Genomic DNA, 20161 nt, shown 5'->3' with positions numbered 1-20161 from the left:
CCATGGATGACTCGATCATCGCCCACGTCAGCACCGACTTCCTCGATTACCAGTACGCCATCCTGGGCATCAAGGATTTCATGGCGTCGCCGGACGTTACGGAAATCTGCATCAATCGGCCGGGTGAGCTCTATCTGGAAAACCGCACCGGATGGCATCGTGTGGAGATTCCTACGCTCACCTTCGAACGCGCCCGGCAGTTCTGCACTACCGTCGTCAACGAAAGCAATACCGGCCAGCACATCACCGATACCGATCCAGTGGTGTCGCTGACCTTTCCCACTGGCCAGCGTGCACAATTCGTCATTCCGCCCGCCTGCGATGCCGGCAAGGTATCGATCACCATCCGCCTGCCATCACGGCAAACCCGAACGTTGGCGCAATATCAGGAAGACGGCTTCTTCGCGCAAATCCTCGAAGACACCCACGCCCTCAGCGATCAGGATCGCGAGCTGTTGCGTCTGCGCGCGGAGCGCCGCTACGGCGACTTTTTCCGCCAGGCCGTGCTCGACAAGAAGAACATCGTCGTCGCCGGTGCCACCGGCAGCGGCAAGACCACCTTCATGAAGTCGCTGGTGCATCACATTCCCCACGACGAACGGCTAGTCACCATCGAAGACGCACGCGAACTGTTCATCGAACAGCCAAACGTGGTGCATCTGCTGTATTCCAAGGGAGGCCAGAGCGCCAGTAACGTCACCGCCAAAAGCTGCATGGAAGCCTGCCTGCGCATGAAGCCGGATCGCATCATCCTGGCCGAGCTGCGTGGCGATGAAGCGTTCTACTTCATCCGCAACTGCGCCTCGGGGCACCCTGGCTCCATCACTAGTTGCCACGCCGGAAGCACGGAACAAACCTGGGATCAGCTGGCTCTGATGGTGAAGGCATCAGCCGAAGGAGCGGGCTTGGAATTCACCACCATCAAGCGCCTGCTGATGATGACCATCGACATCATCGTACACATCAAGGCGCATGCCGGCCGCCGCTACATCACCGGCATCGACTTCAATCCCGGTCGCGTGCTGCACGCGCATACCGCCTGAGGAGCCATCGTCATGCTGCCAGGCCTGGAAATGCTGAGTTGCCCGAACCTTGCCGTGCCGGTGGCAGTGATGCAGCACGTTGTCGATGTCGAATCCAGCCATAACCCGTTCGCCATCGGCGTGGTCGGCGGCCAGCTCGCGCGCCAGCCACAAAATCTCGGCGAGGCCATCGCCACTGTGCGCATGCTGGAAGAACAGGGCTACAACTTTTCCGTGGGCATCGCCCAGGTCAATCGCGCCAATCTCGCCAAGTATGGCCTGGATACCTATGAGAAGGCCTTTGAAGCCTGCGCTAATCTGGCGGCCGGCTCTCGCATTCTCGCCGAATGCTACGCAAGCTCCGGCAACGATTGGGGCAAGGCTTTCAGTTGCTACCACTCCGGCAACTTCATCACCGGCTACCGCGATGGATACGTGCAAAAAATCTATGACTCCATCAGCCGGAGCCTGACGCTCGAAGGTCGCCAAGTTGCCGCCGTCCCGGTTGCTCTAACTCGCGACGACGTCACGCGAGTCTCGAAGCTACAGAACGATAGCGGCGCGTACCGCATCGCCATGCGCAGCATCGCGCTGGACACTGCTTTGAGTGTTGTCCCATCCACCATGGCGCGCACTGCCGGTGTTTCCGCCGACTCGCCATCAAACGACGCCGCGACGGCCACACTCGCCACCGGCCATACCGCTGCAAGTGACGTCTTCGTGCCGCAGGTGCTCGGCCCAGACGAACCAGTCACACGTACGTCCGTCTCCTCACCGGCGGTCACTTCGACAGCATCCCCCGAACCTGCCGATCTGGCTGATTCATACCAAGAGCCACGCGATGAAGCTTTCGTTTTCTAAGGCAGCAGCACCGTTTCGAGGCGCTCGTCACGAACCTGACGGCCCATTCCGTTACCAGGCATCTTTCCCAGCTTGCAACCCACTCAACAAGGAGTCCGAGATGAAAAAAAACGCCCCTATCAAACATCGATTTTCCAACATGCAGCCTATGTTGATGCTGGGCCTAGTCGTACTCGCCACCGCTTTGCTGCCCAATCTGGCGCTCGCCATGCCGGACTTCGCCGGTTCCGATCAGAAAGTCTGCGGCTTCTTTGACAACGTAAACGGCCTGCTCAACATGGCTTCGATCGCCGTGGTCACCATCGCGATCGTTTTCTCCGGCTACCAAATCGCCTTTGCACATAAGCGTATCTCGGACGTCGCACCGATTCTGATTGGTGGCGTACTGATCGGTGCCGCCGCTCAAATCGCCAAGATGGTGGTCGGCGACACCGGTCAGCAGTGCGGCACTGCCATGATTGTGCAGCTTCTGAACCACTATGCATAAAAACGTGGTGTTCCGCGGCTGCACGCGCCCGCCGATGTTCATGGGCGTGCCTTACGTGCCCTTCTTTATCGGCGCCGGTTCGTGCCTGTTGTTGGCGATGTACACCAATCTCATTTTCCTCGTTCTCATCCCGTTCGTCATCTTCGCGATGCGGCAAATGGCCAAGCGCGATGAAATGATCTTCCGCCTGCTCAGCCTTCACTTGCTACTCCGCACACGCGTGCGCAATCTCAAGGAGCACGACGGCATGTGGGTGTTCACCCCTAACAGCTACCGCGGCCGACCCGGGCAGCACAAGTAATCGGTCCCGCTCCAGCATGAACAGCTGGAGCGGACGCGCCTACAGACTTTTTGAGTCCACGTCGCTAGGTTTAACTCTCACAACGGCATGAAGCCATGTTGATTCCCGACGCCCCCATCAGCGAATGCATCCCCCTCTCCACGCATGTATCGCCCACCGTGGTCAAGACGACCGGCGGCGACTTCCTGCTCGTGTGGCGGCTGGACGGCTTGCCCTTCGTCGGCAAGGAGGCGGGGGACATCGAGTATCGTCATAACAGCTTCAACCGCATGCTGCAGACCTTGCGCGCACCGGATTTCGCCAATGTCGCGTTCTGGGTGCACGACGTGCGCCGGCGCCGCCGGCTGAAGGACAAGAGCCGCTTCGGCCAAGCCTTCAACCAAAGCCTGTCCGACGCCTACTTCAGCGCGCTCTCCGAGCAGAAGCTGATGCAGAACGAGCTGTACCTCACATTGATCTATCGTCCTGTCGTCAGCGGCAAGCGCTTTGCCGAAAAAGTCCGCGACATCAGCCAGCTCGAAGCCGAACAGGCGCACGCCATCAGCACCATCCAGGAATTGGGCGGCAATGTAGAAGCCGTGCTTGCGGATTACGCCCCTACTCGTCTGGGGATGTACGAATCCGGCAACGGCGTAGTGTTTTCCGAAACGCTGGAACTGTTCGGCTATTTGCTCAACCGCATTGATGAACCCGTGCCGGTACTACCCGCACCGGTCTACCAGTACCTGCCCGTAAGCAAGCAACGCTTCTCCAGCAAGACCGGCGATTTCGTGGTCTCCACACCCAATGGCGAGAATCACTTCGGCGCGATTCTAAACGTCAAGGAATACACCGAAAGCACCTATCCCGGCATTCTCAATGGCCTGAAGTACCTGGATTTCGAATACGTCATCACGCATTCTTTCAGCCCGATGGGTCGCCATGCCGCACTCAAGGCATTGGAACGCACCAAAGGGATGATGATCTCTTCCGGCGACAAGGCCGTCAGCCAGATCATCGAGCTGGACCAGGCGATGGACCAGCTCGCCTCCGGCAACTTCGTGCTGGGTGAATATCACTTCACCATGGCCGTATATGCCGCGAGCCAGGACGCACTTTCCCAGCAAATCGCCGCCACGCGCGCGGAACTTTCCAATGCCGGTTTCGTGTCGGTGAAAGAAGACCTGGCCGTTACCGCTTCGTTCTATTCGCAATTCCCCGGCAATTGGAAATACCGCACGCGTCCGGCCAACGTCAGCTCACTCAACTTCCTGGGGCTCTCGCCCCTGCACAACTTTGCCATTGGCAAGAAAGCGCACAACCCGTGGGGCGATTGCATCACCACCCTGCAAACCAACAACGGCCAGCCGTATTACTTCAACTTCCACGCCACCCATCCCAACGAGAAATCGGAGGGCGAAAAAGCCGTGGCCAACACGCTGGTCATCGGCAAATCCGGTACTGGCAAAACCGCGCTGATCAACTTCCTGCTCAGCCAGGCGCAGAAGCTCTCGCCCACACCCACCATTTTCTTTTTCGACAAGGATCATGGCGCCGAGATTTTCGTGCGCGCCTGCGGCGGCAATTATCTGGCGCTAAAAAACGGCAAGCCCACCGGCTTCAACCCCTTCCAGTGCGAGCGCAACGAAGCCAACGTGCAGTTTCTGGCCGAACTGATCAAGATGCTGGCTGGCAAGAGCCTCTACAGCTCCCGCGAAGAGGAAGACATTTACCGCGCCGTCGACAGCATGCTCGACACGCCCCTGCACCTGCGCAGCATGACCAACTTCCAGAAGAGCCTGCCCAACATGGGCGACGACGGCCTGTTCGTACGCATGCGCAAATGGACGGCGGCCCATTCGCTTGGCTGGGTGTTCGACAATCCAAAGGACACCGTCGACCTCACCCGGGCCAACATCATCGGCTTCGACTACACCGACATCATCGACAACCCGCAAGTGCGCGCACCGGTCATCCATTACCTGCTGCACCGCCTGGAAGCGCTGATCGACGGCCGCCCGCTGATTTACGTCATGGACGAATTCTGGAAGATCCTCGACGGCCAGGGCGGCCTGAAGGAATTCGCCAAGAACAAGCAAAAAACCATCCGTAAACAAAACGGCCTGGGCATTTTCGCCACGCAGAGCCCTGAGGATGCCCTCGCCAGCGACATCGCCGCGGCCCTGATCGAACAGACCGCCACAATGATCCTGCTGCCCAACCCAAACGCCAGCCGCGAGGATTACATCAACGGCCTGAAACTCACCGAGGCAGAATACCAGGTCGTTGTAAGTCTGGATGAGCGCTCGCGCAGCTTCCTGGTCAAGCAAGGCCATGGCTCGGCAGTGTGCCAACTGAACCTGCGCGGCTTCGACGATGCACTGGCCGTGATCTCCGCGTCTACCGACAACATCGACGTCATGCACGCCGTGATCAACGAGTGTGCCGAAGCCAAAAGCGTGCCAGTGGATGAACTGAGGCCCGAGCAGTGGTTGCAGATGTTTTACGAACGACGCAAAGGCAGCGGTAAATCCAAATCCTCGCCAACATCACCGACCACAACTGCGTCCATCACCCAACAGGCCCGTTCCTGAGCGCATTCATCTCACACAGGTTTCTTTAATGAAAGCTCCAGACTATCTCCGCACTGGCCTCAGAAAAAAGCTTACCGTTGCTGTTGTGATATTGGCCGGCAGCCTCACCACCGTTACCAACATGGCCCAGGGTGTACAAATCGTCAACGACCCCATGAGCTTGGCCAGGGCCATCGAGGAATATGCGCAACAAGAATCTCGCTGGATCCAAACGGCACAACACTATATGGATCAGATTCAGCATTACAAAGACGTCATGCAGCATTACGCCGATCAAGCGGCGTTCTGGCAGCAACAACTGGTCAAGCTCCAGGGTCTTAACTTCCAGCTTTTCACCCTGCAGAACCAGTTCACGCACATCCCTGATGACTACGGCGTTAGCGATGCCTGCCCCGGCATTACGACATCATTAGCCGGCGATATTACCAGTGCACTGCAATCGTTCATTCCGCAGATGGGCGGCGACGTGGTGAAGCAGCAGCGCCAATTGTGCGGACTGATCGTTATGACCAAGAACAAGAAATACAACGACACTGTCGACTACCTGCAAGCAGTCGCCAGGGCCAGCTCCGATTTGACACAGATCCAAGAAGAGCGCTTCACGAAAGTAGACAACTCATCCGGCAACCTGGATGCCAATACCAACGATATCGGTCGTTATCAAGGCAATCTGACCCAGGCTCGCGAACAATGGCAAAGCAACATGCAGCAAAACGATGCCCAAGTTCAGATGTTGCAGCAGATTCAGTCCAACCTTTCGCGCCGCGCTATGCAAGGCAGCCCCAGCGTGCTTGGCACTATCATCAACTCGACTGCCCTCAAGGCCGCCCTCAGTAACTAGGTGTCCGGCGACATAGGCCACGGAGCAAGTACATGCCCAACATAGGCGATTACATTTATTTCTCGCTGGTCTATGAGTACCTGAATCAGCAGATCAATCAGTTCGGGCTGAACTTGATGACCCGCGCAATGACCTGGGCCAGCGCCATCGCACTGACCCTCGTCACGTTGTGGATCATCGTTCAGGGCTACCGACTTCTCACTGGCCAATCCCGCGAACCACTGATGCACATGGTCCTCAACATGGCCCGCATCGCCGTTATCGTCTCCGCTGCCACCACCATGTCCGTGGTGGGCACCAACCTGCATGACTGGCTGACCATCGGCCTGGACAAAGAGGTCCACGGTTTGTTCACCGGCAATGGCGATGAGAGCACCGCGCAGGACGTCGACAAGAACCTCGCCTACACGCAAGTGGCCTTGGGCACCATCGATGCTGTGCAGATCGTGCCTGGTGACCAGGAGATGCAGGATGCGAAGAACCGCTCCTTGCTCATCGCCACTTTCGGTACCGCTTCCCCGCCCATGGCGGCAGGTGCGATGCTGTTGCTCTACCAATTCGCGATAGCTCTGTTCATTGGCTTAGGCCCCTTGTTCATTCTCTGCCTGCTTTTTGAACAGACCAAAGAGCTGTTTCGCCGTTGGCTGCTCTACGGCCTGGGCACAGTATTCTCCATGGCCTTGCTCAGCGCAGTTTGCGCGATGGTGCTGGGCCTCACGCTAAAAATAAGTGAGGCATTGTGGGCATCCAAGGTGATCAATTCGATTCTTGGCAATAATACCGAAGGTTTGACCAGTCAGGCGATGCAGCAGGGCGGCATTGGACTGTTGCTTACGGTATTGATTATTTCGGTGCCGCCGATGGCAGCGGTGTTTTTCAATGGGACGATGGGGAGTTTTATGCACTTCTCGGTGTTTAGTGGCGGGATGTTGAGCCGGCCAGGGCCGCAGGGGCAGCCGGTGGGGTCGTATGGGGGTGGGTATATGCCGCTGACATATGCGCCAAATCAATCCACCGGAAGAGCCCAGAACGAAGGCATCAGTGCGTTCGACACCCATACAGCGCCCCCGCAACGCACCCTTGCTCAAACATCCAACACTGCGAACCAAGATGCAGTGAAACACAAACCTCGTGATGGAGAGTAGACGTGAAACTGTTTGTCTTGATGCCCCTTCTACTTTGCTTATTGATGTTTCACTCCTTTGCACATGCCGAGGGCGGCTGCCCACCGGGCATGATTCCGTATAGCGGCACGGATATTAGTTCGTGCGGCCCCTTACCATCAGGCTATTACCAACAACCATCACAAGCACCATCCCCACGATGGGAGTCGCGCTGGGGCGCCATTGCGATTGGGTCTGTTGGTCGCATCGGAGTGGCTACCAATGAGCCGAGCAAACGACAAGCCGAGCAGTCGGCCATTGCCGACTGCCAAGCAAAAGAAGGCAAAAATTGCAAGATTGAAACTTTATACGCCAATGGCTGCGCAGTTGTAGTTGCGGGTAAAAAAATCCATGTCTCTCACAGTGGAGCAACCCTGACGGAGGCTACTGAGCAAGCCATGAAGATTTGTGTCGCAAGCGACACTGACTGCCGCACCATCTTTACAAGTTGTAGCCTCCCCGCCCAAATCGGGTAATCAGGCGTCAATGAAATACCCTTTCACTTTTTTGTTCTTAGTGCCATTGGCCCTGATTACTAATGCGTGCGGCTCCTCCATGAACACACCCGACATCAAACACAACCCGCACCCCAAGATGCGCTACGAGATCACCTTGACGATCAAGGATGCGCCGGGACCGTTCGATTCGGCTGAAGGCTATGTGTCCTACGAGGTCGCCAATGAGCAATGTGCGCCATTTGAGAGATTCGCAGGTATCTATCGCACGCCACCTTCTCAGCACCTGGCATTTTCGCTCTCTCGTTTCAGCAACAATGAATACAAGGGGATTGTCTATCTCGATCTTTTACAAGACGAGGATTATTACGGTTTTGGCATGTGCCATTGGAGCGTCAATTCGGTCAGCGCAGCCTTGTCATACAAACAAGTCACCTTCACAACATCCATCACGCTGAGCGAATTGTTGATGCAAGAGCCATCCACGGAATACCTCTGGAAGGAAGCCTACTTCCACCCAGTAGCGGGCAGCCATGAAATAGGGTTGCTACCCACTGATGAATTCAAGCACAAATATCCCGAGCGCTATTTCACTGCCACACTCGCAGTCAAGGAACGTTTTGAATGAGTATTGGAAGCTCTGAATATGCTCTGCTCGCCCAGGATTCCTATATTGATCGACCACATGACAAGGATAAAACCGTCGTCATTGGCGGCGTCGATTACAAAATCCTCGACACCAAGACCAACTCCATCACCGGCTACCAAGGCACGGTCTACCGTCGCATAGACACCGGCGAAGTGATCATTGCCCATCGCGGCACAGAGTTCGGCCGCGAGCCGATCAAGGATGGCGTTATTGTCGATGGCGGCATGGTGTCCAGCGGCCTTAACGTGCAAGCTCCGGAGGCCGAAGCGTTTACCCAACACGCCATCGAACTTGCCAAACAGGCTGGTGCGCGCGATGGTAAACCGCTCCACATCACCATCACTGGCCACTCCCTCGGCGGCACGCTGGCCGAACTTACGGCCTACAAATTTCACCTCCAAGGCGAAACCTTCAACGCCTACGGCGCCGCTGGTCTGTTGCACGGTGTACCTGAAGGCGGCAATCAGGTGATCAACCATGTTCGCGCTACCGATGTGGTCAGCGCCGCCAGTAAACATTTTGGCGAAGTGCGTATCTATGCCACATCGCAAGACATCGACCGCCTTTCTCACGCGCACTACCGCGATGACGGCGCAGGGTTACGCAACGTGATTGGCGCGATCGACCCGAGTGCCCACGGTATTGCCAACTTCATACCAGATGCCCAAGGCCATTCGGCGTTCGATCCGGAAAACACCGCCCGTTATCGCGCCCATCACGCGACGGTCGATCGCTTTCGCCACGACGTGCTGACCACGCGCACTATCGTCTCCGCACGATGGGAAGTGCAAAAGGAAGTCCAACAATTTGCTTATGAGGCCGGCGAGATGATGGCCATGGAATCAGCGGCGCGCTTGCTTCAGACGTACGATGCCGCACGCGATGCGGCCCTGAACGCCGGCCACTTTGTCGGCAAGACGTACGACCAGGCGCACGATGCCATAGCGCGCAGCACGCAAGCGATGAACGAAAGCGTTGACCATTTGGTGCAGTCGTTCAGCGCGCTTAGCGAACGGCATGATTCCAAACTATCTGCAGCCAAGGCATCTATTGCACCCGTTCTGCTGGACGATCCTAGCCACCCTGGCCACACGCTGTTCCAACAGGGCATGGCTGCCGTGCAGCAACTCAACGCCAAACAGGACGTCAACCCTTCTTACGAGCGCGACGCCTGTCTTGCCGGTGCCCTCGCCGCCGCTGCCGTCCAAGCAGGAGTTGTGCACATCGATCGTGTCTCCCTCAGCAAAGATGCTGCCACCGCCTATGCGCTGGATGACCGGGCCATGCACGACTTATGGGGCCATACACCCTGGTCCGCTCAGGTGGACGTGGCGACAGCTTTGAATACTCCGCTGACGCAGAGCAGCGAGTCGCTCGCACAGGCAACACAGCACCGACTGGCCGAAGAGCGGCAGCGAGAACAGCAACAGCTGCAACCATTGCAGTCCACACCGCTCCGTTCTGCTCCGGCAATGTAAACCACCATGTGGATATGTATCGCCACGGATAAGGCTCTGGGCTCGCCTCGTCCCAATGCAGGCAGCTACCGTCTCGTCACCGGCCAATCCCCGCGAACCAGCTATGGTGTTTGTCACCAACCTCGGCTTGATCGGCTTGATCGTCATGCTTACCAGCACGGTCCGCTGGTCAATGGCGATATGCGCGACCTCATCACCACGGATATGAGCAATACCATTAACCTCCTAGTCAAAGGCTCGGACGCCTCGATGGTCAGCAACATCGACGAGAACCTCGCCTACTCAGCAATCGATTCAGGGCAGCTGGCCCTCAATGATCCGACCACAGTCAAAGAAGGGCGTCGTCAAGGGCATCAAAGGAGGCCGACGTGAAATGCATATGGATATTCGTAGCGGCCCTGCTTTTTACCACCACTGTACCCACGCAGGACATTAGCTTCCGCGCCGGTGATCCCTTCGTTTTCTGCACGCAGGGCCAAGCCGTTCCTGATCCATGCTGGAAACCATTACCCCCTTACACAGGTGGTGCCGCCTGGACATATACCGGTGCGTGCGATCCACCGAATAAATACGGCCGCTCATGGACGACAAACGATTCTCTCGCTTTGAGCCAGTACCAAACGATCTGTGCCATGGCAATCAGTAGCGGCCTATGGACTGGCGAGGTTCTACCTGACATGGTGCCGCTCAAGCACTGATTCGTATGCCTATCGCGAACGATACATCCTGCAATAGCTCGCTGAATTCCACAGCATCAACCGAAGGCATCACCAGTCAAAAGATGCAACAAAGTGGTATTGGGCTATTGCTGACGGTGTTGGTTATTTGGGTGCCGCCACTCGGCGGCGGCGAATCGTTTTTGCAAGCCATGCAGAAACACCAAGCCGAAGCATTGCAGCGAGAACAGCAACGGCAACAACCACGCCAGCAAGAGCTGACGCAGCCTGCACAGTATCGTTCACGTCTAGCCAAATAAGCAGGAACATCTATGCACGCGGCCATGGCTAAGGCGTTTCTTTGGTAATTACCTAGCGCAAGCGCCCGCTTATCACCAGCAAAACCCCTGATAACGCGCTCGTACGGTAAATAGCGAACACTCTCCACCAAAGTAGCCGCTTGTTCCCGTGGCGCGGGCAAATAGCCCCCCAAAGCGCAACGCGGCCAAACGCCGAAATTAGCCATAACCGGTCAGGTGATGCAAACGACTATCACCCCGGCTATTAAAGACTTTCACTACACATTTATCGGCATACACCACCTGTATCCGAATCGCATCAGATTGGATAGTTAAGCCAGGGGCCGATTTCGAGCGATGCACGATACAAGAAGAACCGTGCGAGCGCTCTTTTGCCAAGCAAAACAATGGAGCTGTCATGCAAAGCTATCAATTAAAGGGCGGTGTTAAAACGCTTGCCATTTTCGGCACAGCGCTATTGGCGGGGTGCGCTCAAATGCAAGTAGGGGGAGGCAAGGATCCCGTTGGCGGTTCGGCAGCGGGGTCTGCCAGCACTGGGTCGGCGAGCACGCTGGAACACTGCCCGCGTCCGCTCGGCACGCTGGCCGTGGAAGAAAACGTCAACGATCCCTGGTATGCGGTACTTACCCAGCAATACAAATTGCCATCTACGATTCCACTGATTCGCTTGATGGTGCAACAGAGCAACTGCTTCGTCGTTGTCGACCGGGGCCGAGCGATGGATTCGATGATGGGCGAACGCGGCCTGGCTGCGTCAGGCGAGTTGCGCGGTTCAAGCACTATGGGACGTGGCCAGATAGTCGCGGCGGATTATATCGTTACGCCTTCCATCCAATTTTCGGAGCATACCGGTGGCGCACAGGGCGCTCTCTCCGCTATTGGCGGCAGCTATGGCGCGATCCTTGGTGCTGTCGCGGGCTCGATGAAGAACAGTGAGGCATCCACCACCATGATGCTGACGGATACGCGCTCAGGTGTGCAGGTTGCGGCAGCGCAGGGCAGCGCCAAGAACATCGACTTCGCCGGAAGTGCCTTGCTAAGTCAGTTTGGAACAGGCGGCGCAAACATGGGGGCTTATAGCCAGACGCCTGAAGGCAAAGTAATCGCAGCAGCTTTTCTGAATGCCTACAACCAGATGGTGCAATCAGTCCGCAACTATGCACCGCAGCGTGTTGCCGGAGGCTTGGGCACGGGTGGAGTATTGGCGGTCGATGGCGCAAACAGAGCCGGGGCCAATGGCAGCTATTCGCTTGCCGATGCACAGCGCAAGCTGGCGGAGCTGGGGCTATACAACAGTAAAGTTGACGGGCTGCCCGGCCCGGGAACCAGCCACGCGATCAGCACGTTCCAGCATGCCAACGGCCTGCCGGTCACCGGCCAGCTAGACGCTGCAACGGTCAGTGCATTGCAAGCGCGCTAAGCTTCCCAGATATAACGCCTGGCATAGCAAGTTGCCAGGCGTTATATCTGATCTGTGTTGTTGCAAAAGATGCGCGATGCGTCCAAATCGGCATTTACATCTGCACGCTGAAAGTTCCAGATATACCCATCCTTGTGTTATGCCGCCTCATGACACACCGCCTCAACATTGTGCCCATCAGGATCCAGCACAAACGCCGCGTAATAATGCTCGTGATAGTGCGGACGAAGTCCAGGTGCACCGTTATCGCGGCCGCCCGCTGCCATGGCTGCCTTGTAGAACGCATCAACCGTAGCGCGCTCGCTGACGCGAAACGCCACATGGATCGCCGGCTGATTGGGCACGCCTTTGCTGATCCAGAAATCCGGGCGTGACGGCTCACCGAAGCCTGCGACGTCGGTGTAGCCCGTTACCGAAGCGGGAAATTCCTTCAATAACACGTAGCCAATCGCGGAGAGCGCGCTGATGTAGAACGCTTTGCTTTTTTCGTAATCGCGTACGGAAACACCAGTGTGGTCGATCATGCTTTGATCCTTGGATAAGTAGGCTGGGATGCCAATCCCAGCTTCTTTGCTGATGATGGTGCTGGGATTGTCATCCCAGCCTACGCAACTAATGTGGCAAGTTGAGTTGCCACGATACGCCGTAACGGTCGTTGACCCAGCCGAATTTCCTGCTGAAGCCGTAATCATCGAGCGGCATGAGTACTTTGCCGCCGTCCACGAGTTGGGAGAAAGCTCGATCCAGGTTTGTCTCACTATCCAGGTCGACGAATAGCGAGAGCGACGGGGTGAACGTGAAGGCATGCTCAATGGGGCTGTCGGAGCAATAGAACGATCGGCCGCACAACGTGAATTGCGCCTTTTTTATCTTTCCTTCGGCGCCGACATCATGCGCACCCCAGCGTTCCACCGAAACCACGCCGGAATCATCGAACAAGGACACGTAGAACTGCATCGCTTCCTCTGCCGTTCCTTCGAACATCAAAAAGGGAGTAATGACGGGTGCCATCAGTCGAGCTCCTGGTATTGCGGCAACGCATCGGTAATCGTGTACCACGGTGCTTTCGAGCCGACATAGATATGCGCGGTTGGCCGTATGGATGGCTCATCGAGCAGCGTACCGAGGGTGACATGCACGTATTGCCCGTCGCGAACAACGGAATACAACAGCGAGCCGCATCGCCTGCAGTGCGCATCATGTCCATGCTCGTCGCCAAATAGCGAGAGAGCATCCTCGCCCTTGATGACGCTGAATTTGCTCCGTTCGATACCGCCAAACGGCTTGAAGGCGGAGCCGGTCGCCTTTCGGCATTGCGAACAGTGGCAGTTGAGCGCGTAGAGGAAGCGATCCTCGACGCGATAGTGCACATCACCGCATAGACATTCCCCGGAAAGTGCTCGATCAGGACTTGCTTCAGGAACAATCGTGCTCATGCTGCCTTCCTCTGATCATCAGCTGGAACGCTCGGGCAAAAGAATTTCAGTGTGACGGCTGACCTGTTTCGCGCAGGAATGCCCGCAGAAAAGGTACGGTAACCCGCCGCTGGGCCGCCAATGAGGCCTGATCCAGCCGATCAAGCAGATCCAGCAGCGCGCCCAGATCGCGCGCGTAACGTGCAAACAACCAATCGAGCACGGCGTCGTCCAGTTCAATGCCGCGCAGCGCTGCCTGCTGCTTCAGCACATCGCGACGCTCCTCATCGTCCAGCGGCTTCAAGGCGAACTGAGTGCAGGCGCCGAGGCGTGAGCGCAAATCGGGCAGGATAAGCGGAAGTTGGGCAGGCGTAGCTTGCGCCGTGAAGATCAGCGCTGTGCCTTCAGCGCGTGCGCGGTTGTAGAGATCGAACAACGCGTGTTCGGCTTCACGTTCGCCCGCCAACGCATCCAGATCGTCAAGGGCAATGAACTGGCTGCCAGCGATGCCGCGAATCGCCATGAAATGTTCGCGAAAATTCTTCAACGGAAGGTATTGCACGGTGCGTCCGACTTCATGAGCGGCCTGGCAGGCAGCCATAAGCAGATGACTCTTGCCGCTGCCTGTTGTACCGCTTAGATACACCCATGGCGCGCCCGTCTGCGTAGCAAGCATTTGTACGGCTGCCAACGCGGCAGCATTGGCTCCCGCGTGGAAATGCTCGAAGCGCTGGCGGCGAGGCCAGCGCAATCCCAGTGGCAGTTGCGCAGTCATGGCTTGTCGCTATGTCCGGCGACAGTTACCGGTGCACTGCCTTCTTCGTGAACCGTCACATCCACTTCGGCAATCACGCTATCAGGTGCACCTTTCTCGGTATAGAGATCACTGAGCCGATAGCGTTGCGCGAGATAGCGCAACAACACCAGGATGACCGATGCCGCCGGCAAGGCGAGCAACACGCCGAGGAAGCCGAACAGATAACCACCCGCCAGCACGGCAAAGATCACGGCAACCGGATGCAGGCCAATCTTCTCGCCCACCAGTCGCGGCACCAACACGTAACCTTCCAGCAATTGGCCGATGACGAACACACCCACCACCATCAGCAAGTGCGTCCAATCACCATGCTGTACCAGCGAGGCGATGATCGCCGCGGCAAAACCGGTAATAAAGCCGAGATACGGCACGAAACTGAGCAAGCCGGCAACCATGCCGATCAGCGGACCGACCGAAATCCCCACCAACGTTAGGGCCACGCCGTAATAGATGGCCAGCGCCAACATCACCAGCAATTGCCCGCGCACGAACGCGCCGAGCACAGAATCGGACTCGCGCGCCAGATGCTCGACCGTCGGTTGCACCGAGCGCGGCAGCATGCGATCGACCCACGCCACCAGACGATCCCAATCACGCAGCAGATAGAACCACACCACCGGAATCAACACCAGGTTGGTAAGCCATGCGACCACGCTCACACTGGAGCGCGAGATGGTGCCCAGCACAGTACCGATGGAACCGAGGTGTTCCTTGATCTGGTCGACCAGCCGGTCGGTGTCGAACGCCTTGGGATCCAGATGCAACTTCGCCTGCAGCCACGGCAAGGCGGTGTCTCTGCCCCACTCCAGGTAACGAGGAAAGTTCAGCACCAGGTTTTCGATCTGCCGTGCGATCAACGGCACCAGCAGAAGCAGCGCTGCGGCGATCGCCAGGATCAGCACCACGAACACGATGCTTACCGCCAGGGTGCGCCCCAAGCCGAGCCGTTCCAGCCGATCGGCGAGCGGATCGCTGAGATACGCCAACATGGCGGCGACCGCGAAAGGCATCAGCACCGGCGCGAGCAGCCATACCAGCAGCCCGATGGTGATGATGATCGCCAGCATCTGCCAGCGGCGGGAGGTCTCTTGGCTTATAGACACGAAAAGCTCGTCAGGATGATGCGGCCGGAAACAAGTGTGGCTGATGTGAGTGACTGTTCAAAGCCCGCTCTAATCTAACAACGGCTCTCCGCGTTCGCCTCCTCTCCCCTCTGGGGAGAGGATTGAGGTGAGGGGCAACTCTCGCGAAGTACCCCATCGAAGCAAAGCCTCTTGAGAAATCAGCTTTCGCGCAGCGCCCGCCACGCACGCCACGACCAATACGACACGTAATGCAGCCCACTCGCCACACACAGCGCCGCCACCAGCCAGGCCAGCGCCGTTGAGCGCAACGCCGGCCAATGCGCCAGCGCCAGCAATACCGCGAGCAAATAGATGATCTGCGCCAGCGTGCAAGCCTTCGACAACAGGCTGGGCCGTGGCTCGATCGGGCCGATCATCACACGCCAGCCCAGCGCCCCCAGCGCGATCACCAGATCGCGGCCGCACACGATCAGCGCCAGCCAGACGGGCGCTTGTTGGCGCCATGCCAGGATGACAATGCACGCGATCAGCAACAGCTTGTCGGCCACCGCATCAAGAATGCCGCCGAGGCGGCTTTGCCAGCCGTAGTGACGCGCCAGAAAACCATCCAGCCCATCCGACACGCCGGCCACCGCGACCAGCAGCAAGGCAAACGACCAACGCTGCTGCCAAAGCAGCCAGCAGATTGGCACCACGAGCAGCACCCGCACCATCGAGATGGCGTTGGGCAGATGACGCCAGGGCGATGGCGACGCTAGCGGCATCGCAGCGCACATGACTCAATGAAGCCAGCGCAGCGTGGCATCCGCGCCGTCATGCGCCTGACCTTCCATCACGCGTCCGCCGGCCGCGAGATTGGCGACGAGATTGTCCAGCGGCATGCCCGCCTTGACCGACAGCATCACGCCATCGTCCTGGGCACCGGTGGTGGCGACGCTGCGCACGGACGGATCGGCACGCAGGGTGGCGAGCAGGTTGGCGTAGTCCATGGCCGAATGCAGGCCCGCTACCCACACGTTGCCCGTCACGTCGCCCGTGGCGATCACGTTGAGCGCCTGGCCCAGGCGGCTGGTGGCGCTTTGGCCGGCATCGGCGAACAAGGCGTTCGGGTCGTTGCCCTGCGCCTTCCAGTGCTGCGATTGGCCGCCGCTGATCAGCGTCCAATCAGCGCTATTGCCGTGCAGGTTGCCGATCAGCACCAGGCCGGTGTGATAAAGCCGGCTGATCGCGGACAAAGCGGCAGGATCGGCATCGGCCAGCTTGTCCAGATCGGGCAGTTGCGACGGATCGGCATAGCTCGCCTGATAGCCGCCCTTGTTCACCGCGCCGGTCAGCCCGCCGAGCTCTTCCTGCTTGAGCACATGGCCATCGCTCGCCTTCACCACCAGCAACAGCGGCGGCTTGACCCCGGCTGCCGTGGCGCCCAGCTGGGTGACCAGGCGTTGCACGGCGCCCTGATCGAAACTCACCGTCAGCGTGAACGTGGGCGGGTTGCCGCCATCGGCCTGGTAGCGAAACTGTTTGACGATGCCGGCCGCGTTTTGCACGGCCTCGGGATAACCGGGCTTGCTGCTCAGATCCTGGCCGCCGGACACACGCACCAGCACCTGCCCGAGCGCGGATTGGAATGCCTGGCTGCGCTGCGCGGCACTGGTGTCAGTGACCGGCACTACCACGGTATAGGGAGAATTGGTGGTCTGCCCGTGCGCCATCGGGGCAAGCCCCAGGACGAGGCCAAACAACAGGAGGGCGATCGGCAAACGGGGCAGACGCATGGATAGGGGCCATATAGGGGTCGGGAAACCGGCAAAAGTCTGCCCAATCCAGCCCTTAACGTCTATCATTGGACGTTTCTCCAAGCTCAGGTTGGCCATGTCCGACGCCCTTACCTACCGCGCCGCAGGCGTGGATATCGATGCCGGCAACGCCGTGGTCGAACGTATCAAGCCGCTTGTGAAGCGCACCTTTCGTCCGGAGGTGATGGGCGGCCTGGGTGGCTTCGGCGGCCTGTTCAACCTGGGTACGCGCTACAAGGAGCCGGTGCTGGTCTCGGGCACCGATGGCGTGGGCACCAAGCTCAAGCTGGCGCAGCAATTGAACCGTCACGACACCATCGGCATCGACCTGGTGGGCATGTGCGTGAACGACGTGCTGGTGCAAGGCGCCGAGCCCTTGTTCTTCCTCGATTACTTCGCCACCGGCAAGCTGGACGTGGAGACCACCGTGGCCGTGGTCGGCGGCATCGCCAAAGGCTGCGAATTGGCTGGCTGCGCATTGATCGGCGGCGAAACGGCCGAGATGCCGGATATGTATCCCCCGGGCGAATACGACCTGGCCGGTTTCACCGTCGGCGCGGTGGAAAAAGAAGCGTTGCTCAGTGGCGACAGCGTGGCAGCCGGTGACGTGATCCTGGCCGTCGCTTCGTCCGGCCCTCATTCCAACGGTTATTCGCTGATCCGCAAGATCGTCGAGCGTGCGGGCAATCCGCTGGATCTGGATCTTGGCGGCGTGAAGCTGGCCGATGCGTTGATGGCACCGACCACGATCTACGTGAAGCCGATGCTGGAGCTGCTGAAGTCTGCGCCCGTGCACGGCATGGCGCACATCACCGGCGGCGGTTTGAAGGAAAACATCATTCGTGTCGTGCCGGATGGCCTTGGCTTGCATCTCGACGCTTCCGCCATCGTGCTGCCGCCGGTGTTCGACTGGCTGATGCGCGAAGGCAACGTGGCGCGCGAAGAAATGTGGCGCACCTTCAATTGCGGCGTGGGCTTTACCGTGCTGCTGCCGCGCGATGCGGTGAGTGCGGCATCGGCGTTGCTCGCCAAGCATGATTTGAAGAGCTGGGTAATTGGCGAAGTGGTGCAGGCGCAAGGCGACGAGCGCGTGCATATCGCTTAAGAGATTCAAACCCGCCATAAGTTTTGTGGCCGTCATTCCCGCGCAAGCGGGAATCCATTTGCTCTTATGCAAAAGGCGAAGATGGATTCCCGCTTGCGCGGGAATGACGATCGATAAATACATCGAAGCCGTCCATACATGTCCGCACCTCTCCGCATCGCAGTCCTCGCCTCCGGCCGCGGCAGCAATTTCGCTGCGCTGCTCGCTGCACGCGAACGCGGTGAACTGTCGGTGGAATTCGTATTGGTTGCGAGCGACAAGGCCGACGCACCGGTGCTCCAACTCGCGCAAAGCGCAGGCATTCCCACCACCGTGTTGAACCCGCGCGAATACACCGACCGCCGCGCTTACGATTTCGCGCTCTTCGACCGTATCGGCGCCAGCAAGCCCGACCTGCTCGTGCTGGCCGGTTTCATGCGCATCATCGACGGCGAGGCATTGAAACCGTGGGCGGGACGGATGATCAACATCCACCCTTCCCTGTTGCCCAAGTATCGTGGCCTGCACACGCACCGCCGTGCGCTGAAGGCTGGCGATCTCGAGCATGGCGCAAGCGTGCATTACGTAACGGCCGAACTCGACGGCGGCCCGGTGATTGCACAAGCCGCGTTGACGATCGAAGCCGGCGACGACGAAAACACCCTCGCCACACGCTTGTTGCCGTTGGAGCATCAGTTGTTGCCGGCAGTGGTTGCATTGATTGCCACTGGCCGCTTGGCGCTCGATGACGAAGGCATCCAGCTGGACAATGAGCCGCTTCGCAAACCTTTGCGGTGGCAGAAAGGCATACTCGCGCCCTGATTGCCATCAGGCGTTCAGCATCTGCGCGTACACTGCCGACCCATGCGCACACACAACCTCACCCGCTCTCTCCTCGCCGGTCTCGCACTGGCTGTTTCCACCGCTGCATTTGCGGCACAGCCGACGCCGTTCACGGCGACCTATGCCGTAACAAGCCAGGGCCAACCGATGGGCGAAGCAACCATCACCCTGAAATCGCTGGGCAACGGCCAATACGAATACAGCAATCAGATGCAGGGCACGTCTGGCCTGGCAGCCGCGTTGGGCGCCAATTCCAGCGATGTCACTCGCTTCCGCTGGAACGGCAATGCGCCGGAGACCGAAAGCTATATGTCCAAGGTTGTTGCGTTCAAAACCAAGCAGCGCAGCATGCAGGTCAACTGGTCTACCAAGCAGGTGAGCGTGGACGAAGGCAAGGGCGTTACGAACTATGCCGCTGTGCCGGGCATGGTCGATCGCAACACCATCTCGTACGCACTAGGCATGGCGTTGCGTAACGGCGGTCAGAACGTGAACTTGCCGGTGGGCGTGAAGCAGCATGTCGAGCAGCAGCAATTCAAAGTGCAAGGCAGCGAGAGCGTGAAAGTGCCTGCTGGAAGTTTCCAGGCCGAGCGTGTGGCGCGCACCGATTCGGACAAGCACTTCGAGGCGTGGTATGTGCCGGCGAAATATCCGCTGCCGGTGAAGCTGGCGCAGAGCGATGGCGGGGATTTGACGTTGGAGCTGGTGCGCTACAGCTCGCCGTGAACTCCTTCCTCGTCATTCCGGCGAAAGCCCATTGCTGTCCGGGGAAATTCGCTGCGCTCTAGACAAGCACATCTGCAACTCAACCGAAGCCCTTTTTTTCCAGCAAATTCAAAGCTAGCGATTCGTCGCCCCGGCGAACGCCGGGGCCCAGTGTCTTTGACGACCTGTA

Annotated in this window: 23 protein-coding genes; 16 read left to right on the top strand and 7 right to left on the bottom strand. The window is 58.5% G+C overall.

Annotated features, from left to right (window positions below; genetic code table 11):
* Positions 1-2: 2 nt before the first annotated feature.
* The 13 genes from virB11 to VJR68_RS13630 all read left to right on the top strand — a co-directional run bounded on the left by virB11 (position 3) and on the right by VJR68_RS13630 (position 12226).
* Positions 3-1043 (top strand): P-type DNA transfer ATPase VirB11, encoded by a 1041-nt coding sequence (virB11, locus tag VJR68_RS13690; RefSeq protein ID WP_324148482.1) that lies wholly within the window; start codon positions 3-5, stop codon positions 1041-1043.
* Positions 1044-1055: 12 nt separating this feature from the next.
* Positions 1056-1883: a lytic transglycosylase domain-containing protein gene (locus tag VJR68_RS13685; protein WP_324148480.1), complete on the top strand. Its 828-nt coding sequence runs from the start codon at positions 1056-1058 to the stop codon at positions 1881-1883.
* A 100-nt stretch (positions 1884-1983) separates the two neighbouring features.
* The gene (locus VJR68_RS13680) at positions 1984-2370 is read left to right on the top strand and encodes a TrbC/VirB2 family protein (protein WP_414647789.1); all 387 of its coding nucleotides are present in this window, start codon (positions 1984-1986) and stop codon (positions 2368-2370) included.
* The gene (locus VJR68_RS13675; protein WP_324148478.1) at positions 2363-2671 is read left to right on the top strand and encodes a VirB3 family type IV secretion system protein; all 309 of its coding nucleotides are present in this window, start codon (positions 2363-2365) and stop codon (positions 2669-2671) included. Before VJR68_RS13680 ends, VJR68_RS13675 begins: the two co-directional genes overlap by 8 nt.
* Before the next feature lie 95 nt (positions 2672-2766).
* Positions 2767-5244 (top strand): VirB4 family type IV secretion/conjugal transfer ATPase, encoded by a 2478-nt coding sequence (locus VJR68_RS13670; protein ID WP_324148476.1) that lies wholly within the window; start codon positions 2767-2769, stop codon positions 5242-5244.
* Between the two features lie 28 nt (positions 5245-5272).
* A complete protein-coding gene (locus tag VJR68_RS13665) occupies positions 5273-6085 on the top strand; it encodes a hypothetical protein (protein ID WP_324148474.1) in 813 nt (270 codons plus the stop codon).
* Between the two features lie 32 nt (positions 6086-6117).
* Entirely contained in the window at positions 6118-7230 is a 1113-nt protein-coding gene (locus VJR68_RS13660) for a type IV secretion system protein (RefSeq protein WP_324148472.1), read from the top strand.
* A 2-nt stretch (positions 7231-7232) separates the two neighbouring features.
* Positions 7233-7724, top strand: a complete 492-nt coding sequence (locus tag VJR68_RS13655; protein ID WP_324148470.1) for a DUF4189 domain-containing protein — start codon at positions 7233-7235, stop codon at positions 7722-7724.
* 79 nt (positions 7725-7803) lie between these two features.
* Positions 7804-8331 carry a hypothetical protein gene (locus VJR68_RS13650; protein ID WP_324148468.1) on the top strand — a complete coding sequence of 176 codons (528 nt, stop codon included), beginning with the start codon at positions 7804-7806 and terminating at the stop codon, positions 8329-8331.
* Entirely contained in the window at positions 8328-9830 is a 1503-nt protein-coding gene (locus VJR68_RS13645) for an XVIPCD domain-containing protein (RefSeq protein ID WP_324148466.1), read from the top strand. The genes VJR68_RS13650 and VJR68_RS13645 overlap by 4 nt, the downstream gene beginning before the upstream one ends.
* A 6-nt stretch (positions 9831-9836) precedes the next feature.
* Complete coding sequence (locus tag VJR68_RS13640; protein ID WP_324148464.1) at positions 9837-10202, top strand: hypothetical protein; 366 nt, start codon at positions 9837-9839, stop codon at positions 10200-10202.
* Positions 10203-10533: 331 nt separating this feature from the next.
* Positions 10534-10806: a hypothetical protein gene (locus VJR68_RS13635; protein ID WP_324148463.1), complete on the top strand. Its 273-nt coding sequence runs from the start codon at positions 10534-10536 to the stop codon at positions 10804-10806.
* A gap of 397 nt (positions 10807-11203) precedes the next feature.
* Entirely contained in the window at positions 11204-12226 is a 1023-nt protein-coding gene (locus tag VJR68_RS13630) for a peptidoglycan-binding protein (RefSeq protein WP_324148461.1), read from the top strand.
* Between the two features lie 137 nt (positions 12227-12363).
* On the opposite strand, the gene VJR68_RS13625 is transcribed toward VJR68_RS13630, so the two are convergent.
* The 7 genes from VJR68_RS13625 to VJR68_RS13595 all read right to left on the bottom strand — a co-directional run bounded on the left by VJR68_RS13625 (position 12364) and on the right by VJR68_RS13595 (position 17318).
* Positions 12364-12750, bottom strand: a complete 387-nt coding sequence (locus tag VJR68_RS13625) for a VOC family protein (protein ID WP_324148459.1) — start codon at positions 12748-12750, stop codon at positions 12364-12366.
* An 88-nt stretch (positions 12751-12838) separates the two neighbouring features.
* Positions 12839-13237, bottom strand: coding sequence for a VOC family protein (locus VJR68_RS13620; protein ID WP_324148458.1), 399 nt, complete (start codon positions 13235-13237; stop codon positions 12839-12841).
* Positions 13237-13662: a GFA family protein gene (locus tag VJR68_RS13615; protein ID WP_324148456.1), complete on the bottom strand. Its 426-nt coding sequence runs from the start codon at positions 13660-13662 to the stop codon at positions 13237-13239. Before VJR68_RS13615 ends, VJR68_RS13620 begins: the two co-directional genes overlap by 1 nt.
* Before the next feature lie 46 nt (positions 13663-13708).
* Positions 13709-14416 (bottom strand): DnaA regulatory inactivator Hda, encoded by a 708-nt coding sequence (hda, locus tag VJR68_RS13610; RefSeq protein WP_324148455.1) that lies wholly within the window; start codon positions 14414-14416, stop codon positions 13709-13711.
* Positions 14413-15561, bottom strand: coding sequence for an AI-2E family transporter (locus VJR68_RS13605; protein WP_324148453.1), 1149 nt, complete (start codon positions 15559-15561; stop codon positions 14413-14415). The genes hda and VJR68_RS13605 overlap by 4 nt, the downstream gene beginning before the upstream one ends.
* Positions 15562-15740: 179 nt before the next feature.
* The gene (locus VJR68_RS13600; RefSeq protein ID WP_324148452.1) at positions 15741-16307 is read right to left on the bottom strand and encodes a CDP-alcohol phosphatidyltransferase family protein; all 567 of its coding nucleotides are present in this window, start codon (positions 16305-16307) and stop codon (positions 15741-15743) included.
* A 15-nt stretch (positions 16308-16322) separates the two neighbouring features.
* The gene (locus VJR68_RS13595; protein ID WP_324148450.1) at positions 16323-17318 is read right to left on the bottom strand and encodes a DUF2066 domain-containing protein; all 996 of its coding nucleotides are present in this window, start codon (positions 17316-17318) and stop codon (positions 16323-16325) included.
* Positions 17319-17415: 97 nt separating this feature from the next.
* On the opposite strand from VJR68_RS13595, the gene purM reads away from it, so the two are divergent.
* The 3 genes from purM to VJR68_RS13580 all read left to right on the top strand — a co-directional run bounded on the left by purM (position 17416) and on the right by VJR68_RS13580 (position 19992).
* Positions 17416-18444, top strand: a complete 1029-nt coding sequence (purM, locus tag VJR68_RS13590; RefSeq protein WP_324148448.1) for a phosphoribosylformylglycinamidine cyclo-ligase — start codon at positions 17416-17418, stop codon at positions 18442-18444.
* Between the two features lie 138 nt (positions 18445-18582).
* Positions 18583-19245, top strand: coding sequence for a phosphoribosylglycinamide formyltransferase (gene purN, locus VJR68_RS13585; RefSeq protein WP_324148447.1), 663 nt, complete (start codon positions 18583-18585; stop codon positions 19243-19245).
* Between the two features lie 42 nt (positions 19246-19287).
* Complete coding sequence (locus VJR68_RS13580) at positions 19288-19992, top strand: DUF3108 domain-containing protein (RefSeq protein ID WP_324148445.1); 705 nt, start codon at positions 19288-19290, stop codon at positions 19990-19992.
* Positions 19993-20161 lie beyond the last annotated feature (169 nt).

The sequence above is a fragment of the Dyella sp. genome (assembly GCF_035277725.1).
GTDB lineage: Bacteria > Pseudomonadota > Gammaproteobacteria > Xanthomonadales > Rhodanobacteraceae > Dyella_B.
This window is presented reverse-complemented; position numbering and strand designations above follow the sequence as displayed.

Bases quoted from the DNA above. Each gene is read 5' to 3' on its own strand.
- purN (WP_324148447.1), top strand. From the start codon at position 18,583: ATGTCCGCACCTCTCCGCATCGCAGTCCTCGCCTCCGGCCGCGGCAGC.
- purM (WP_324148448.1), top strand. From the start codon at position 17,416: ATGTCCGACGCCCTTACCTACCGCGCCGCAGGCGTGGATATCGATGCC.
- VJR68_RS13645 (WP_324148466.1), top strand. From the start codon at position 8,328: ATGAGTATTGGAAGCTCTGAATATGCTCTGCTCGCCCAGGATTCCTAT.
- VJR68_RS13675 (WP_324148478.1), top strand. From the start codon at position 2,363: ATGCATAAAAACGTGGTGTTCCGCGGCTGCACGCGCCCGCCGATGTTC.
- VJR68_RS13665 (WP_324148474.1), top strand. From the start codon at position 5,273: ATGAAAGCTCCAGACTATCTCCGCACTGGCCTCAGAAAAAAGCTTACC.
- VJR68_RS13660 (WP_324148472.1), top strand. From the start codon at position 6,118: ATGCCCAACATAGGCGATTACATTTATTTCTCGCTGGTCTATGAGTAC.
- VJR68_RS13680 (WP_414647789.1), top strand. From the start codon at position 1,984: ATGAAAAAAAACGCCCCTATCAAACATCGATTTTCCAACATGCAGCCT.
- VJR68_RS13635 (WP_324148463.1), top strand. From the start codon at position 10,534: ATGCCTATCGCGAACGATACATCCTGCAATAGCTCGCTGAATTCCACA.
- VJR68_RS13625 (WP_324148459.1), bottom strand. From the start codon at position 12,750: ATGATCGACCACACTGGTGTTTCCGTACGCGATTACGAAAAAAGCAAA.
- VJR68_RS13595 (WP_324148450.1), bottom strand. From the start codon at position 17,318: ATGCGTCTGCCCCGTTTGCCGATCGCCCTCCTGTTGTTTGGCCTCGTC.
- VJR68_RS13650 (WP_324148468.1), top strand. From the start codon at position 7,804: ATGAACACACCCGACATCAAACACAACCCGCACCCCAAGATGCGCTAC.
- virB11 (WP_324148482.1), top strand. From the start codon at position 3: ATGGATGACTCGATCATCGCCCACGTCAGCACCGACTTCCTCGATTAC.
- VJR68_RS13600 (WP_324148452.1), bottom strand. From the start codon at position 16,307: ATGCCGCTAGCGTCGCCATCGCCCTGGCGTCATCTGCCCAACGCCATC.
- VJR68_RS13630 (WP_324148461.1), top strand. From the start codon at position 11,204: ATGCAAAGCTATCAATTAAAGGGCGGTGTTAAAACGCTTGCCATTTTC.
- VJR68_RS13685 (WP_324148480.1), top strand. From the start codon at position 1,056: ATGCTGCCAGGCCTGGAAATGCTGAGTTGCCCGAACCTTGCCGTGCCG.
- VJR68_RS13615 (WP_324148456.1), bottom strand. From the start codon at position 13,662: ATGAGCACGATTGTTCCTGAAGCAAGTCCTGATCGAGCACTTTCCGGG.
- VJR68_RS13670 (WP_324148476.1), top strand. From the start codon at position 2,767: ATGTTGATTCCCGACGCCCCCATCAGCGAATGCATCCCCCTCTCCACG.
- hda (WP_324148455.1), bottom strand. From the start codon at position 14,416: ATGACTGCGCAACTGCCACTGGGATTGCGCTGGCCTCGCCGCCAGCGC.
- VJR68_RS13640 (WP_324148464.1), top strand. From the start codon at position 9,837: ATGTGGATATGTATCGCCACGGATAAGGCTCTGGGCTCGCCTCGTCCC.
- VJR68_RS13580 (WP_324148445.1), top strand. From the start codon at position 19,288: ATGCGCACACACAACCTCACCCGCTCTCTCCTCGCCGGTCTCGCACTG.
- VJR68_RS13620 (WP_324148458.1), bottom strand. From the start codon at position 13,237: ATGGCACCCGTCATTACTCCCTTTTTGATGTTCGAAGGAACGGCAGAG.